The following is a 14,405-nucleotide window of genomic DNA, read 5'->3' on the forward strand; positions in this document are numbered from 1 at the left end:
TGCGGCGGAGCCCAAAGAAGTGCTCACAAGCACTCGTGCGATCTCCGCGACCGGGCGCCCCGGCTGATCCACCATCAGGAGCCCGCCCCTGCACGTCACCGCCGGGCCCGGCGGATGCTCCGGCAACTGATGGCGACTCTGCGGAGATCAGCCGAGGGGGACGGGTCCCTCGGAGCGGGCCTCGGCCTCCGCCGGGTGCCCCCGCCGGTCCGCCGCACCCGCGCGATGGTGGGCCACGACGGCCAGGGCCACCGTCAGCCCGCCCAGCAGCCAGCCGCCCAGGACGTCGGTGGGCCAGTGGACGCCCAGCCATACGCGGGTCACGCCGACCCCGGCCACCGACACCACCGCCACCGTCCAGGCGGCGACCAGGACGGGGCGCGCCGGCTTCGACAGGTGCAGGAGCCAGACCGCCAGGCCGCAGGTGACCGTGGCCGTCATGGCGTGGCCCGAGGGGTACGCGGCGAAGTGGGCGGTGTCGACCGGGTCGGGCCACCTCGGGCGCTCCCGGCCGACGGCGGCCTTGAGGAGCTGCTGCGCCAGCGAGGCGGCCAGGCAGGCACCGCCCACCGTCTTCGCCAGCCGCACGGGTCCGCGCCGCCAGAGCCACAGCACGGCTGCGGTGGCGAGGGCACGCATCGTCCACGGGTCCCATGCCCAGTCGCTGAGCACGCGGTTCGTCCGCGTCACCGCCGGGTGGGCGAGGGCCGCCTCATGGGCCCGGCCGGCCACCGAGGCGTCAAAGCCGGTCAGGGGCGGCCAACCGACCGCCACCAGCGTCAGCAGTACGGCGGAGAGACCGGCCAGGGCCGCCGCCCACCTCCTGGCGGCGGAAGGCGGCGAACCGGGAGGGCGGTCATGGAGCGGGGAGTGGGGAGCCATGGTCACGATGGTCACCTACTTCATCGCCCCCGGACACGCCCGCCACCCGTGTTCCGGGAGTCGGCGGGAGCACACTGCGGCCTCGCGCGCCCCCGTCTGCCGGAACGCCGTCGTCGCCGAGTGGGGGAGCGGGTCAGCCCAGGGCGAGGATGCCGGGGCCGAAGGCGACCACGAGCGGCACCACGGGCACCACCGCCGCGGCCGCGGTCAGCCGCAGGCGGTGTATCGGCGCGAGCCGGGCCTGCGGCGCCAGCAACCGGTGCACGCGCTGGGGCAGATGGGCCTCGGAGGCGGGGCCGGGGCCGAACACGCCCCGGTCCTCGTTCAGTTCGACCAGGGCGAGGGCCGTGGTGAGGCGGCCGAAGCGGCGGGAGGCCATGTCGTCGGCGGCCAGCTCCACCAGCCGGTGCATCTCGTCGCGGAACGCCGCGAAGAACGGTACTTGGGGGAAGCCGTGCGCCAGGGCGGCGGAGATGTGCCGCAGCCAGTCGTGGCGCATGGTGGCGTGGCCCTGCTCGTGGGCGGCGATGGCGTCGAGCTGGCGGCCTTTCAGCCGGCGCAGTGCCGCCGTGGTGATCACCAGTTGGGGGGAGGGGCCGGGGAGCCACCAGGCGTCGGGCCGGTCGCCCTCCAGCACCACCACGCGTTCCTGCTCGCGCTCCTCGCCCGGCAACAGGGGAGAGCGCACCAGCAGTTCGGCCCGCCGCTGCCGTCGGCGCGAGCGCGCCCGGGCGATCTCGCGGACCAGCATCGCCACCGTCCACACCCCGCCCAACGCCAGTGCCACGGCGGTCGCCGGCGCCCAGGGGCCGTAGGCGCCCAGCGCGTACGCCTCGACGACGGCGTGCGGGGCGGGGGCGAAGACGTGGCCGCGGACCAGGTGCCAGGCGGCGGCGCCGGTGAGCGCCATCGCGAGCACGCAGCACAGCAGTACCCCGGCGACGACGCACTGCCACACCCAGAGCGCGACGACAGGTTCCCTCTCCCGCCACTGCGTCCGCGCGATGAGGCGCGGAGCGAGCACGGCGGTCAGGGCACCCAGCAGCAGCAGCGCGACGGGGAGCATCATGGCCACAGCATAGAAGTGGCTTCCGTCCTGGCACCCCCCGTGTCGCGCCAAGTGACGCACGACACGTTTGGTGCTGGGGTGGGGCCCTGCCCGGCCGTTGCCGCTCACATGGCGAGCAGCATCGACACCATGGCTATCGCCATCGTGAGGCGGCAGACGAGGGCCAGTTCGGCGCGCTCCCCCCATCCCGGCGGGCCGGAGTCTGGCCCCGGGCTTCCCGTCGCGGTGGCTGGGGCGGGTATGAGGCGCACTCCGGAGAGCAGGGTGTACCCGGCGAAGTAGACGAGGAGGAGCCCCGTGAGGACCGGCAGTCCGCCCGGGCCCGCGTGCGGGCCGTGGTGGGAGGCCGGGGCGACGGCCATGACCAGCGACATGTAGACCATCGCCGCCGACCCGACGAGGTGATGCAGGTGGTGCGGGCTGTGCCGAGCCGTCAGGGCGGCGTGGAGGCTTGCGGCCGTGAAGGCGGCGGCGCCCGCGAACCACACCTGCGCGGGCAGCGTGACGAACGCGGCCGGAACCGCCATCACCGCCATCCCGAACCCCATCAGCGCCTCGCCGGCCGCCCCCTGCCCGCTCGGGCCCCGCGTGCGCATGCGCAGCAGGCAGTACGCGCCGCTCGCCAGACAGAGCGCCACCAGCAGCCAGGCGGCGGAGGCGGGTCCGTGCACGGTGAAGACCTCCCCGGTGGCATCGTCCGCCCCCGTCGGGCGGTGTCGCAGGGGGTCATGCCCGGGGCTCGCCCACCCCACCCGGGCGCACGGATGTGCGAAGGGGGGCGCGCGGAGTGGCCCGGTGAGCCGGACGTGCGCCTGTGTTCAGTGCCCCGAAGGCGACCGCGGCAGGTAGGTGTAACCGGCAATGTTTCGCGAGTGAAACACCTGTTAAGGTTTTCATATGAGCAGCAGGCCACCCACCACCACGCACGCCACCCCCGCACGGCGGGTCCACCGCCTGCCCCTCGCCGGGCTCCTCGCCCTCGGAGCGCCCGCGGACATCTGGTACAAGCGGGCCTACAGCGTGGTCGTCGCGGCGGGGCTGCCCAACGTCACGCTGCTGCTCCTCGGCCGCATCGACCTCGCGATGTTCACCATGGCGGGCTCGCTCTGCGCCCTGTACTGCCACAACCTCCCGTACGCGGCCCGGGCGCGGACCCTCGCCGGTGCCTGCGCCGGGATGATCGGCGGGTTCGCGCTCGCCCTGGTCGTCGCCGCCCTCACCGACTCGCCGTACGTGCTCGTCGCGGTCGGCGCGCTGATGGCCGCGGTGCAGAAGGGAGCCTGCGACGCCGTGCGGATCGGTCCGCCCGGCCACCTGATCCTCACCTTCGTCTCGTCGGCCACCCTCTTCACTCCCTCCACCCTGGCCCAGGTGCCCGGCCGCGTGGCGCTCGCCGCCGGGGGCGCCGTGCTCGCCTGGGCGGTCTGCATGGCCCCGGCACTCGTCCGTCGGCACGGCCCCGAGCGGATAGCGGTGAGCCGCGCCCTCCGCGCCACCGCCGCCTACGTGGCGAAGGTCCGGGAAGCGGGAGGGGAGAACGCCGACCGGCCTCGCGGCCAGGCCGCGGGCGCCACCCATGCCGCCTGGCAGTGCCTCCTCGCCACCGGCACCCGCACCCCGGTCCGGCGCGACCTGGAACACCTCCTCGTCCACGCCGAAGCCGCGCTGGCCCGCCCGGACGAGAGCGATCCGGCGCTCCTGCGCGACTGGGCGGCCCGCACCACCGGTGCCGGGCCCGTGCCCCGCCCGGCCGACGCGGCGGGGACCGCCGACGAACTCGCGGGCCTCGCCGTCGAACGCGCCTACCGGGAGAGGGCCACCGGAACCCTGCTGCGCGGCTTCCGCCCCGGCTCGCCCCTGCTGCCCATCATGCTGCGCTCCGCCGTGGGCTGCGCCCTCGCCGGGTACCTCTCGTACGCCCTCGGCGTCGGCCGCCCGTACTGGGCGATCGTCACCGCCGCCTCGATCTTCCAGGCCAACATCACGCTCACCTGGTCCCGGGGCGTCCAGCGGGTGGTCGGCAACCTCGTCGGCGTGGCCCTCTTCGTCGCCATCGCCCCGTTGAGCCATCTCAACCAGGCCGCCCTCGTCCTGTGCTGCCTGGCCTTCAACTTCGGTGCCGAGGCCCTCATCGGCCGCAACTACTGGCTGGGCACCGTCTGCGTCACCCCGATGGCCCTGCTGATCACCGAGTTCGGCCACTTCCAGAACCCCGGGGAACTCGCCGTCGACCGCGTCGTCGACACGCTGGTCGGTGCCGTCGTCGGCGTCCTGGCCGCCATCCTCGTCACCAACCGGCGGGCCACCAGCCTCGTCGGCGACGCCCTCGCCGCCACCGCCCGCGCCCAGACCGGCGCCGACGCCGCGCTGGCCGCCCCGGACAGCGACCCGGTCACCCTGGAGGCCGGGCGCCGACGCCTCACGGGCGCCCTGGTGGAGCTGCGGAACACGGTCGACGCCGCCTCCGGCGAATGGTGGCAGCGCGCCCTGCCCCAGCAGGAGGTCCTGCTCGCCGAACAGGCCGCACACCGTACGCTCGCCGCGACAGTACGACGACAGGGGCTCCCCGTCCCGAAGGGTGCGAGCACATGAACACCGGTACGGCAGCGCAGGGGCGGCGGGACGGCGACACCGTCGCCGGGGTCATCCGCCAGTGGCAGACCGTCCACCCCGGCCTCGACACCGGCCCGATGGAGATCATCGGGCGGGTCAACCGCTGCGCCGCCCTCCTCCAGCAGGCCGAGGACGCGCCGCTGCGCCGGGCGGGACTGAGCCGCGCCGAGTTCGACCTGCTGGGGGCGCTGCGCCGGACCGGCGACGAACTGACCCCCGGCGAGCTGGCCCGGGAGACCTTCTCCTCCGGCGCCGCCGTGACCAAGCGCGTCAAACAGCTCCAGGAGCGCCAACTGGTCGAGCGCCGCGCCGACACCCGCGACCGCCGTGTCGCCCGGGTCCGCCTCACCGACGCCGGGCGGGACCTCGTCGACGGCGTCCTGCCCGAACAGCTGGCCTACGAGAGGGCGGTCCTCGCCGGACTGGACGAGGGCGGCCACGAGGAACTCACCGGCCTGCTCTCGGGCCTCCTCCTCCAGCTCGAAGGGCGGCTCGGCGGGCTGAAGGGCTGAGGCCGCCAGAGCGGCGGGGGCCGTTCAGATCCCGGGCCGGTACCTCAGCGGGTGCTCGGCCGGGATCTCCACCAGGACGATCCGGGTGCCGTCCGGGCCCGCGATCCACCTCTCGATCAGCCCTCGGGGCTCCTGACGCGGCTCCCGCAGGATCTCCACCCCGCGCGCCGCCAGCTCCCGGTGGACGTCGGCGACGTCGGCGACCTGGAGCCAGAGGCACAGGCCCGGAGTGACCGGTTCCGCAGCGCGGCCGGAGCCCTCCAGGAAGCCGTTGCCGAGAAGTGCACCGCGCCCCGCTCGGGACCGGTGCCGAACTCGCGGTGGACGGCGAGCCCGAGCGTCTCGCCGGAGAAAGCTCCTCGACCTCTCAGGATCGGCGGGGCCTGACAGGGGCCGGCTGCTCGGTATCGGCACCATGCGGCCGAGTCCAGGCGCCCGGCGTACCACGTGCCGGACCACTCGCCGGGCCGCCCCAGGAGCGGGTTACCCTCGGCCGTGCCCGCCTGCGGCGTGCGCCCCGCCCACCCACGAAAGGCCGCTCCATGGACACCGTGCCCGCCCCCGTAGCCGGAGAACTGCTCTACCGCGATGCCACCGAGGCCGACGTGGAGCAGCTGGTGGCGCTGGTGGAGTCGGCGTACCGGGGCGAGTCCAGCCGGAGCGGGTGGACCACCGAGGCCGACCTGCTCGAAGGGCAGCGGACCGACACCCAGGACGTCCTGGGTGTCATCCGGACCGAGGGCAGCCGCCTGCTGATGGCCGAGCGGGACGGCGGACTGGTCGCCTGCTGCCAGCTCGCCCACCGAGGCGACCACGCCTACTTCGGAATGTTCGCCGTCCTCCCCGGCCTCCAGGGCGGGGGAGTGGGCCGGCGGGTCATCGCGGAGGCGGAGCGCCTGGCCGCCGGGAGCTGGGGCGTACGGGCCATGCACATGACGGTGATCTCCGCGCGCGGGGAACTGATCGCCTGGTACGAGCGGCGCGGCTACCGGCGCACCGGTGAGACCACGCCGTTCCCGTACGGCGACGAGCGCTTCGGCCTGCCGCTCCGCGACGACCTGGCCTTCGAGCTGCTGGTCAAGCCGATCGGCTGACCCCGCGCAGCCGCGCCGCGGCCTCCTTGATCTCCGGGAGGTCGGTGGTGACCCCGTCCGCACCGAAGGCGAGGGCCAGCCGCAGCTGTTCCTCGGTGTTGACCGTCCAGGTGAAGAACCTCAGACCGGCCTCGTGGGCGCGCTGGGCGATCTCCAACGTGAGGCGCCGCAGGTTGAGGACGAGGGCGGTGGCTCCGACGGCCCGCGCCCGGTCCACCACGTCGGTGCCGTAGCGGCTCGCCACCAGCGCGGTCCGGACGCCGGGCAGCAGCCGGGAGGTCTCGGCGAGGGCCTCGTCGTGGAAGGAGATGACCTCCACCCGGTCGGTCAGCCGTCGCTCGGCGAGCACCTCGGCCAGCGCCCGGGCCGCCGCCACGTCCTTGATCTCCGCCTGGAGCGGGGCGCCGACGGCCTCCAGCACCTCCTCGAAGACCGGGACGCGCTCCCCCTGGCCCGCGTCCAGCTCCCGCAGCTCGGCGAGGGTCTTCTCGGCGATCGGGCCGCGGCCGTCGGTGGTCCGGTCCACCTTCGCGTCGTGCATGACGACCAGCGCGCCGTCCTTGCTCAGGTGGAGGTCGAGTTCGATCAGGTCGACGCCTGCCCGCTCGGCCCTGACGAAGGACCGCAGGGTGTTCTCCGGCTCGTGGCCCATGGCGCCCCGGTGGCCGATGGTGAGGAAGTTCAAGATTCCGCTCGTTTCGTCGACGGCTGTGCCGCGGCACCCGCATGCGTACGCGGCGTCGCCCCGAAGCCTAGCCAGCCCTGACCGGCGGCGAACCGCAGGACAGGGGCCGCGCGGCCGGTCCGTCCGGACGTGGGCGGGGCGTCGCCTCCGGCTTGACGTGCGCCGAGGGCCGACCGGGGCCACGCTGGAGCTGTCACCCGGAGGGCGGAAGGAGGGACCCGCCTTCCGCAACCGGGTCGGTGACAGGAAAAACAGCGGCGATCAAGGCATCTGACCGCAGTATCTTTCGAGATCTCTTGTGCTGACGTGAGGTGTCTGCCTACGGTGAGCCGTACGTGAAGTTCTTCCCGGGAGGTACGAGGCATGACGGAAATTCTTGCGCAGGGCGCCGAGCGGGAGGGGCAGACGTCCACCGACCGGGCTCCCCGCGTCGTGGACGACCCCGCCTGGCCGCTGCTCAAGGAGGCCGTCGAGGAACTGCGCGCACTCCAGCAGGCCGACGGCTCCGTCGATCTCACCGCCGACCAGGCGCCCGCCCAGGAGGCGGTCCGCGCCCTCGTCGAGCGCGTGATCACCGGTGTCGAGGCCCTCGCCCCGCTGCTCCCGCACGACGCCGCATACCACCACGCGCTCGTCGCCGACCTCCGCCGCTGGGCCGACGACGGCTTCGGCGTGCCGGACTTCCTCGGGGCGCTGCTCGCCTTCCAGCCCGCCGCAGGGCGCACCGACGGCCTCCAGCACCTCGTCGTCTTCCCGATGTACACGCAGAACGGCAACCCCGACCGCAACTTCGAGGCCGTCGTCCTGCGCATGGTCTGGCCCGACTGGCTCGCCGAGCTGGAGCGCACCCGCTACGACAACCCGCTGTTCTGCGGCATCACCTTCGAGGACTTCACCTCCGGCTACGACACCAACTCGGCCGTGCTGTTCCCGGAGACCGTCGCCGTCCGCGAGGCTCCCGAGCGCTTCACCTGGGGCGGCATCTTCTGCGACCGCGAGGCGGCTCGCTTCCGCAAGATCACCGAGGCCGCCGTGGACATCCTGGGGCTGGAGCTCCCGGATGACATCCGCGCGCTCGTCGCCGACCAGGAACGCAGCCAGCAGGCGTTCGTCCTGTGGGACTTGGTGCACGACCGCACGCACAGCCACGGCGATCTGCCCTTCGACCCGTTCATGATCAAGCAGCGCCAGCCGTTCTGGATGTACGGCCTGGAGGAGCTGCGTTGCGACCTCACCGCCTTCAAGGAGGCCGTGCGGCTGGAGGCGGACGGCTTCCCGCAGGGCCGCGACGTGCAGTACGCGGTCCTCTTCGACCGCATGTTCCGCTTCCCGGTCACCGGCGAGCGCAACCGGAACTACGACGGCCTCGGCGGCCAGCTCCTCTTCGCCTATCTCCACCGCCACGACGTCGTCCGCTGGACCGACAACCGGCTCAGCATCGACTGGGAGCGGGCCCCGCAGATCACCAACCAGCTCTGCGGCGAGATAGAGAAGCTGTACCGCGACGGCATCGACCGCCCCAAGCTCGTCCACTGGCTCGCCGCGTACGACCTGGTCTCCACCTACCTCGCGCCGCACCCCGCCTCCCGCTGGGCCAAGGGTTCCGACGCCCTCGACCTCACCCTCCCGCCGCGCAAGCTCGTCGACGACGTGCTGCCCGACGAGTTCCCCCTGAGCATGTTCTACGAGGCCCTCAAGAAGAAGCTCAAAGGTGTGATCGCCGCCACGAAGGGGATCGTGGGAACCCCTTCGAGTTTCGAGTTCGAGATCGGTAGCTCCGCAAAGCGGTGACCGACCGACAAGCCCCCGCTTCGTGCGGGGGCTTTGTCGTACCCGAGAGGGAATACCCTGGCTGAGGAAGGGTGGTGGTGTACGCATGTCAGACGAACTCGCGGACAACCTCCGGCGATACCGGCGCGCGAAGGGGTTGAGCCAAGAGCAGCTTGCGCACCGAGCTGGCCTCTCGGTCGGCCCGGTCCGGAAGATCGAACAGGGGCATGACGGGGTCCGCATGGAGACCCTCCACGCTCTCGCCAGGGTTCTCGGAGTGAAGACTTCGGACCTGATGGCGGCCGGCCCTCCGGAACCGGTGAAGCACGAAGACCCGAACAGTCAGAATCTCCGGGATCTCCGGATCGCCCTTTCCCCGGCGCTCAGTCTCGCCCCAGCCAGTGCGCCGACAGGCGATGAGCCAGACCTCCGGCGCCTGACTCGCATGACGTACGACAACTCCGTTCTCTACTTCAGCGACACCTACCAGAGCATCGCTGCGGACCTCCCATCGCTCATCCGGGCTACGAATGACGCCGTGTCCTACTACGACTCAGGTGAGGAGCGCGCGAACGCCCTGGTGGCCCGCTCGCGAGCCTTGAGCCTGGTCGGGCGGTACCTGACGCAGATCAGGCAGTTCGACCTCGCACACGTGGCGGCCAGGGGTGCGATCGAGGACGCCAAGGCGGCGGGGGACAACCTCGTGGCTGCGTCCGGAGTGGGCGGAATGTGCTGGCTGCTGGTACGGACCGAGCGCTTCGACGAAGCCGAGGACATCGCCGTCGCGACAATGGATGTCGTCGAGCCGAAGATCATGGGAGCTACGCCCGACCAGTATTCGACGTGGGGCGGCCTTGCGATGGAGGCAGCGGCTGCGGCGGCGCGGAACAATCGCCCAGGGGAGGCCAAGGCCCTCCGTAAGGCAGCCGGCACCGCAGCGAAGGCGGTAGGCAAGACGCACCGGAACCTGCTCCGACACTGGTCGATGTTCGGCCCCGTCACGGCGGCCATGAAGGAGCTGGAGGACTTCATGATCGAGGGCGACGCGCACTCCGTGGTCCGGAAGTCCAAGGAGGAAGCGACCCTCCAGGAGAGCACCTGGAAGCAGCTCGGTGGGCCCAGCACCAACGACGGCAACCGCTACAGGCTCGACCTGGCCCGCGCCTACGTACGCACAGGCGACGCCACGGCCGCGATGGAGGAGCTGTCACACCTCGACGAGATCGCACCTGAGTGGTTCCGGCACCAGTCCTCCGCCGCCATCACCTTCGAGGAGATCACGAAGAGGCGCCGCACCCTCACCACAGAGATGCGTGAGGTGGGTGCCCACCTGGGCGTATTCGCGTAACTACACCGTGTCGATGCACTTCTGACGGGTCGTCGTCGGGAGTGCATCGTTGCGTCTCTGGTCCGTCGCCATCGCCCCCCGTAGCTTCTTCGTCATGGACGGTCACGACGAGCGCGGAAAGCCGAGCATCGGCGACCTGGCGAAGGACACGACCACGGACAGGGTCGGCGTCCTCATGGGTGAGGTTGCCGGCCGATACCTGATGCGGCCCCCGGCCGGCGGGTGCGAGTGGGAGGTCAAGCCCGAGCACATCGAGGCGCCCACCGCCCGCGAGGAACTGAGCGCGCGGAACGGTGTGCGAAACCGGATGGCGAGGCTCGGCCTGTGAGCTCGAACCGGCCGGCGCCTGCGTTACTTCGTGTCGCTGTTCGAACGGGCCGCAGGCTCTCCCGGTACGCCGGGCCTCTTCTCGCCTTCGCGGTCGCTGGCTCGACCGGCTACGTGCTGGTCGCCGTGTACCTCATGGCGAACCCCTGAGACGACCCTGCGTGAGCGCGTGCCTCCCCCGGTCCCGCTCGCCCAGGGTCCGCCAGCCCTCGCCGCTTCCCCGGCGGCAGGGCTGGCACCCAGACTCCGCCCCACCAAAGGGGCGGCACCCTGCCCCCGGATCTGTCCGGGAAGACCGCCCGAGGGCAGGGCCGTGTCCCATCAGAGAGACAGGAGAAGCGTAATGGCGAGTCTGTACAACCGAGAGGTGTCCGGCCCGTACTCGAAGTTCTGCGGGGGCGGCACGGACAACAGCGGCAACATGGAGAGCTGCATCACCATCGCCGAGCTGGCGGGCGGCGGCTACTCCCTGGGCGACAGCAAGCCCGAGGGCGCCGGCCGCGAACTGCGGATGTCCGCCGAGGAGATCACCAACTTCGCGAAGGGCTGGCTGGCCCAGAACGCGAAGTCCTGACGGTCCACTTGGGGCCGGCGCCGCCGCGCGCCGGCCCTTTCCTCGTCCCCCAGAAGGAGTCCTCCGATGCCCCTTGCCGATCTCGTCAACAACGTGCCTCAGCTTTTGGAGCATTGGCCCACCACGCCGGTCCTCTTCCGCAGAGACCCGAGAGCCCTCGCGGACTTACTGTCGATCGAGGAAGTCAACGTCCTGATCGACGCCGAGTGCCTCGCCGCGCGGAACGTCATCCTGGTCAAGGATGGCGAGGTACTGGAACGCCACACCTACATCGACGGCGAGATGCCCCGCCCCGGAGCAGTCCGGGCCCACCTCGACACCGGCGGGACCGTCTCGATCCGCCAGCTTCAGACGGTCAAGCCCGCGCTGCGGAAGCTCCAGCAGGAGCTCCAGCAGGAGACCGGCTGCCTCGCGCACGTGAACGCGTACATGACTCCGGCGGGCGCCCAGGGGCTGAAGTACCACTACGACCCGTACGTCACCCTGATCGTGCAGCTCGCCGGCCGGAAGACATGGCCTCTCCACCCGCCCTTCGTCCAGAACCCGACGCTGGAGTACGGGAACTTCTCCGGACGGGGCTACACGGACGACGAGATGCACCATCTGGCCAACACCCCGCCCCACCAGTCGTTCACGCTGGAACCGGGCGATGTCTTCTGGCTACCGCGTGGCTACAACCACTCCCCTCACACCGTGGGGGACGAGACCTCTCTGCATCTCACCTTCGCGCTGAAGGAGCGCACGTTTCACTGGCTCGCGGAGCGCATGATCGATGACCTCCTGGCCCAGGGGCTCGTCGACCCGGCGCTGCGGGCTGAGATCCCGCCGGCTGCCCTGCTCACCCGTCCCGACGACGCGATCGAGTGGACCAGGAACTACCTCCTGGGCGCACTGCTCCTCCAGCAGCCCCGGGAAGTGGCCGAACTCGCGCGGAAGGCAGCAGTCGGTGTCCAGTAACGGAGGGCAGCACCGCGACTACGCTGCCGCCGTGAAGCAGCACTGGCACGCCTACTCGTACACCGGCCGGTCCTACGCGGACGGGATGATCCGGCGCGGAGAAGTCCCCGCGAACTACCCACCGATCGAGATCAAGAACTGGCTGAAGAGGCCCGCGAAGCACGTGGTCGAGACCTTCTACGAGATCGATCCCGCCGTGGACTGGCTTGAGTCCGAGCTGTCCGAGAACCCGCATCTGGACGAGGTGACCTTCCCGCTGAAGGAGCGTCTCCAGTATTCGCGGGACGCCCTGGGGCAGACGGCGGGGAACGACGTGGTGTACGGCTACTACTCGAAGGCTCAGCAGTACGTCTCCCGGGCTCTCATCGCGTGCCCGCGCCAAGGCTTCCCCACCTGCCCGTACGGGGCTGAGTAGGCCCAGGAGGACAGCGAAAGACCCCCAGCCATGCGGCTGGGGGTCTTTGTCATGCCGTCATCGAACCGGACAGGCGCCGGCCGCGCACTCCTCGTCCGTCGAGTCCTCGACCGAGGTGATCTCGTACGAGTCGAACTGCTCAGCGGTGATCCGCTCGTACGGGGCCTGCTCGCGCGTTCCGTCAGGCATCAGGGTGGTGCCCTTCAGATCCGGCAGGAACGCCGCGATGGTGCTCATCGCTTCCTCGACAGGCAGCTTCCCCTCCGGGAAGTTGACCGTGAAGCTGACCGCGTTGTCCGCGTACTCCCTCTGGTACATGGCCTGGAAGGCGAGCATGTCGAACAGGCTGATCTCGTCGGCCGACTCGACGAGACTCGCCGGGTAGCCCAGCTCCTCGACCTCGGCGACGAGCTTCTCCTTCGTCGGGTAGGCCACGACCATCGTGTTGCCCGACTGGTCGTACTTGCATACCTCGACCAGGTGGTCGGCAGCCTCCGCCTCCATGACGGTCTTCACCTGGGCTGGGTCGGTCATCGAGAACCGTACGCGCCGCAGGAAGTGCCGGGCGTAGATCGGGTGGATGCCCTCGCTCACTCCGGGGAGCTTCGCGATCGAGCCGGTCGGCGCCACGGTGGTCACCTTCACGGGCTCCGGGATGCGGAGCTGGAAGGCGTACTCGCGGGCCTCTTCTCGCACCTGGTCGCGAAGGCTCCAGAGCAGGTCGCGGAACCTGTGGTGGAGCGGTGCTCGCGAGTAGGGGATGCCCTGCTTCGCGAGGAAGCCCTGCACGCCCAGGTGGCCGACGCCGATTCGCCGGTTTCGGGCGAGCTTGCGGGCCTGCTCAGCGTCCGTCACGTCGCCGAAGGTGGCCCGGATCAGGAAGCGGGCCATCAGCCGGTGCGCTCGGTCGAGGCCGACGTAGTCAATCTGGCCGCCACCCTCCTTCGGCGCGAAGTAGTCGAGGTTCACGTGCCCGAGGTTGCAGTTCTCGGCCGGCTCCAGGGCGATCTCTCCACACGGATTGGTCGCGATGACCTCGCCGACCTCGCCCTCGTTGGAGTAGGTCGAGTTCCAGTAGCCGGGCTCGCCGTTCCCGAGCATCCCCTCGACGACCTTGCGGTGGACCATCCAGGCCAGCTCGTTGCCGCCGGGCCCGAAGTCGTCGTGCTTGTCGCCGGACAGGTAGTCGATGAAGTTCTGGTCGATCTCGACGGAGATGTTCGTCGTCCAGTGCTTCGAGCCGTCCGCCTTGCAGTCGAGGAAGTCCTCGATGAAGGGGTCGTTCCACTTCACGATTGCCATGCGGGCGGACCGGCGGACGCCGCCCGAGACGACGCACTCCGCGATGGCGTGGTCGATCTCCATCGCCTCGACGGGGGTCAGGTGCGGCTCGACGCCCCACTCGCCCACCTCGGCGGCGGAACGAGAGAGGATGCGGCCGACCTGGATCAGCATCCGGGCGAACGGGCCGGGGCCCGAGGCGGTACCCCCGAACGTCTTCAGGCGCGAGCCCTTGCAGCGGACGCGGGACACGTCGTAGACGCGAGCGCGGTGCTTCACCCCGTCGTCGCACATGAACGTGTCGATCAGGTCGACGAGGGCCTCGGCCCATCCCTCGCGGGAGTCCTCGACCTCGAAGGCGCCGGCCCAGTCCGAGTCGTACTCGGTCGACAACAGGCCGGCCGCGCGCATCTCCTCGTAGTCCTGGTGCATCGGGTCGCACACCACGTGGACGTCGAGCTCGCGACGCGGGGCGCCGAACGGCTGGAGGTACTTCGAGCTGTAGTTGCCGCCGACTCCGCCGCCCTCCATCAGGCGCATGAAGCTGAACTCGAAGTGTCGGGACAGCTTGTCGCCCCACGGCGCGACATGGCAGTTGAACAGGTACTGCCGGCCCTTCACCCCCGTCGCCCACAGATGGCGCCCTGCGGGGATGATGGCGAACTCGTCCATGTAGGAGACGAGCTCGTCGTGTTCGGCCCGCACGTCGTCGCTCCAGGCCGTCTGATCGGCGCCGTGGATGAGGGCGAGGTTGCCAGCCGCCACGCGGCGAACGGTGTCGGGCCAGGTCTCCTTCGAGCCATCGGCCAGCGTGCGGGAGTAGGTGCGCTCGTAGACGAGCTGACCGGTCGGGCCGAACGGAACGTCAGTCACGGGTA

At 71.0% G+C, this 14,405-nt stretch carries 14 protein-coding genes and 1 pseudogene; 9 read left to right on the forward strand and 6 right to left on the reverse strand.

The window, feature by feature from the left end; translation table 11 throughout:
* Nucleotides 1-147: 147 nt before the first annotated feature.
* From ACSLIC_RS24605 to ACSLIC_RS24615, 3 genes are all read right to left on the reverse strand, one after another.
* Nucleotides 148-882, reverse strand: a complete 735-nt coding sequence (locus tag ACSLIC_RS24605) for a phosphatase PAP2 family protein (protein WP_436739881.1) — start codon at nt 880-882, stop codon at nt 148-150.
* 133 nt (nt 883-1,015) lie between these two features.
* The gene (locus tag ACSLIC_RS24610) at nt 1,016-1,951 is read right to left on the reverse strand and encodes a M56 family metallopeptidase (protein ID WP_436739882.1); all 936 of its coding nucleotides are present in this window, start codon (nt 1,949-1,951) and stop codon (nt 1,016-1,018) included.
* 104 nt (nt 1,952-2,055) lie between these two features.
* On the reverse strand, nt 2,056-2,622 hold the full coding sequence (locus tag ACSLIC_RS24615; protein WP_436739883.1) for a DUF5134 domain-containing protein: 567 nt from the start codon (nt 2,620-2,622) through the stop codon (nt 2,056-2,058).
* Between the two features lie 226 nt (nt 2,623-2,848).
* Between ACSLIC_RS24615 and ACSLIC_RS24620 the strand changes: the two genes are divergently transcribed.
* Both ACSLIC_RS24620 and ACSLIC_RS24625 read left to right on the forward strand, forming a co-directional pair.
* Complete coding sequence (locus ACSLIC_RS24620; protein ID WP_436739884.1) at nt 2,849-4,543, forward strand: FUSC family protein; 1,695 nt, start codon at nt 2,849-2,851, stop codon at nt 4,541-4,543.
* A complete protein-coding gene (locus tag ACSLIC_RS24625) occupies nt 4,540-5,076 on the forward strand; it encodes a MarR family winged helix-turn-helix transcriptional regulator (protein WP_436739885.1) in 537 nt (178 codons plus the stop codon). The genes ACSLIC_RS24620 and ACSLIC_RS24625 overlap by 4 nt, the downstream gene beginning before the upstream one ends.
* A gap of 24 nt (nt 5,077-5,100) precedes the next feature.
* Here ACSLIC_RS24625 and ACSLIC_RS24630 read toward each other — a convergent pair.
* Nucleotides 5,101-5,493, reverse strand: a pseudogene (locus ACSLIC_RS24630) (VOC family protein).
* 125 nt (nt 5,494-5,618) lie between these two features.
* Between ACSLIC_RS24630 and ACSLIC_RS24635 the strand changes: the two are divergent.
* Nucleotides 5,619-6,170 (forward strand): GNAT family N-acetyltransferase, encoded by a 552-nt coding sequence (locus tag ACSLIC_RS24635; protein WP_436739886.1) that lies wholly within the window; start codon nt 5,619-5,621, stop codon nt 6,168-6,170.
* On the opposite strand, the gene ACSLIC_RS24640 is transcribed toward ACSLIC_RS24635, so the two are convergent.
* Nucleotides 6,154-6,855: a glycerophosphodiester phosphodiesterase gene (locus ACSLIC_RS24640; protein WP_436739887.1), complete on the reverse strand. Its 702-nt coding sequence runs from the start codon at nt 6,853-6,855 to the stop codon at nt 6,154-6,156. The two genes, ACSLIC_RS24635 and ACSLIC_RS24640, sit on opposite strands and share 17 nt — an antisense overlap.
* A gap of 363 nt (nt 6,856-7,218) precedes the next feature.
* On the opposite strand from ACSLIC_RS24640, the gene ACSLIC_RS24645 reads away from it, so the two are divergent.
* The 6 genes from ACSLIC_RS24645 to ACSLIC_RS24670 all read left to right on the forward strand — a co-directional run bounded on the left by ACSLIC_RS24645 (nt 7,219) and on the right by ACSLIC_RS24670 (nt 12,246).
* Nucleotides 7,219-8,646: a DUF6421 family protein gene (locus ACSLIC_RS24645; RefSeq protein ID WP_436739888.1), complete on the forward strand. Its 1,428-nt coding sequence runs from the start codon at nt 7,219-7,221 to the stop codon at nt 8,644-8,646.
* Nucleotides 8,647-8,731: 85 nt separating this feature from the next.
* Nucleotides 8,732-9,973, forward strand: a complete 1,242-nt coding sequence (locus ACSLIC_RS24650) for a helix-turn-helix domain-containing protein (protein ID WP_436739889.1) — start codon at nt 8,732-8,734, stop codon at nt 9,971-9,973.
* 49 nt (nt 9,974-10,022) lie between these two features.
* Nucleotides 10,023-10,301, forward strand: coding sequence for a hypothetical protein (locus tag ACSLIC_RS24655; protein WP_436739890.1), 279 nt, complete (start codon nt 10,023-10,025; stop codon nt 10,299-10,301).
* 342 nt (nt 10,302-10,643) lie between these two features.
* Nucleotides 10,644-10,874 carry a DUF397 domain-containing protein gene (locus ACSLIC_RS24660; protein ID WP_436739891.1) on the forward strand — a complete coding sequence of 77 codons (231 nt, stop codon included), beginning with the start codon at nt 10,644-10,646 and terminating at the stop codon, nt 10,872-10,874.
* Nucleotides 10,875-10,940: 66 nt separating this feature from the next.
* Nucleotides 10,941-11,831 (forward strand): JmjC domain-containing protein, encoded by an 891-nt coding sequence (locus ACSLIC_RS24665; RefSeq protein ID WP_436739892.1) that lies wholly within the window; start codon nt 10,941-10,943, stop codon nt 11,829-11,831.
* Nucleotides 11,832-11,862: 31 nt separating this feature from the next.
* On the forward strand, nt 11,863-12,246 hold the full coding sequence (locus ACSLIC_RS24670; protein WP_436739893.1) for a hypothetical protein: 384 nt from the start codon (nt 11,863-11,865) through the stop codon (nt 12,244-12,246).
* A 57-nt stretch (nt 12,247-12,303) separates the two neighbouring features.
* Here ACSLIC_RS24670 and nrdJ read toward each other — a convergent pair whose 3' ends face one another.
* Nucleotides 12,304-14,400 carry a ribonucleoside-triphosphate reductase, adenosylcobalamin-dependent gene (gene nrdJ / locus ACSLIC_RS24675; protein ID WP_436739894.1) on the reverse strand — a complete coding sequence of 699 codons (2,097 nt, stop codon included), beginning with the start codon at nt 14,398-14,400 and terminating at the stop codon, nt 12,304-12,306.
* Nucleotides 14,401-14,405 lie beyond the last annotated feature (5 nt).

Origin of the sequence: Streptomyces sp. BBFR102, assembly GCF_051397025.1 — a bacterium.
In the GTDB taxonomy this organism is placed as follows: domain Bacteria; phylum Actinomycetota; class Actinomycetes; order Streptomycetales; family Streptomycetaceae; genus Streptomyces.

Excerpts from the sequence above, each read along its gene's own strand:
- ACSLIC_RS24605 (WP_436739881.1), bottom strand. The coding sequence starts at position 882 with ATGGCTCCCCACTCCCCGCTCCATGACCGCCCTCCCGGTTCGCCGCCT.
- ACSLIC_RS24610 (WP_436739882.1), bottom strand. The coding sequence starts at position 1,951 with ATGATGCTCCCCGTCGCGCTGCTGCTGCTGGGTGCCCTGACCGCCGTG.
- ACSLIC_RS24620 (WP_436739884.1), top strand. The coding sequence starts at position 2,849 with ATGAGCAGCAGGCCACCCACCACCACGCACGCCACCCCCGCACGGCGG.
- ACSLIC_RS24625 (WP_436739885.1), top strand. The coding sequence starts at position 4,540 with ATGAACACCGGTACGGCAGCGCAGGGGCGGCGGGACGGCGACACCGTC.
- ACSLIC_RS24635 (WP_436739886.1), top strand. The coding sequence starts at position 5,619 with ATGGACACCGTGCCCGCCCCCGTAGCCGGAGAACTGCTCTACCGCGAT.
- ACSLIC_RS24645 (WP_436739888.1), top strand. The coding sequence starts at position 7,219 with ATGACGGAAATTCTTGCGCAGGGCGCCGAGCGGGAGGGGCAGACGTCC.
- ACSLIC_RS24650 (WP_436739889.1), top strand. The coding sequence starts at position 8,732 with ATGTCAGACGAACTCGCGGACAACCTCCGGCGATACCGGCGCGCGAAG.
- ACSLIC_RS24660 (WP_436739891.1), top strand. The coding sequence starts at position 10,644 with ATGGCGAGTCTGTACAACCGAGAGGTGTCCGGCCCGTACTCGAAGTTC.
- ACSLIC_RS24665 (WP_436739892.1), top strand. The coding sequence starts at position 10,941 with ATGCCCCTTGCCGATCTCGTCAACAACGTGCCTCAGCTTTTGGAGCAT.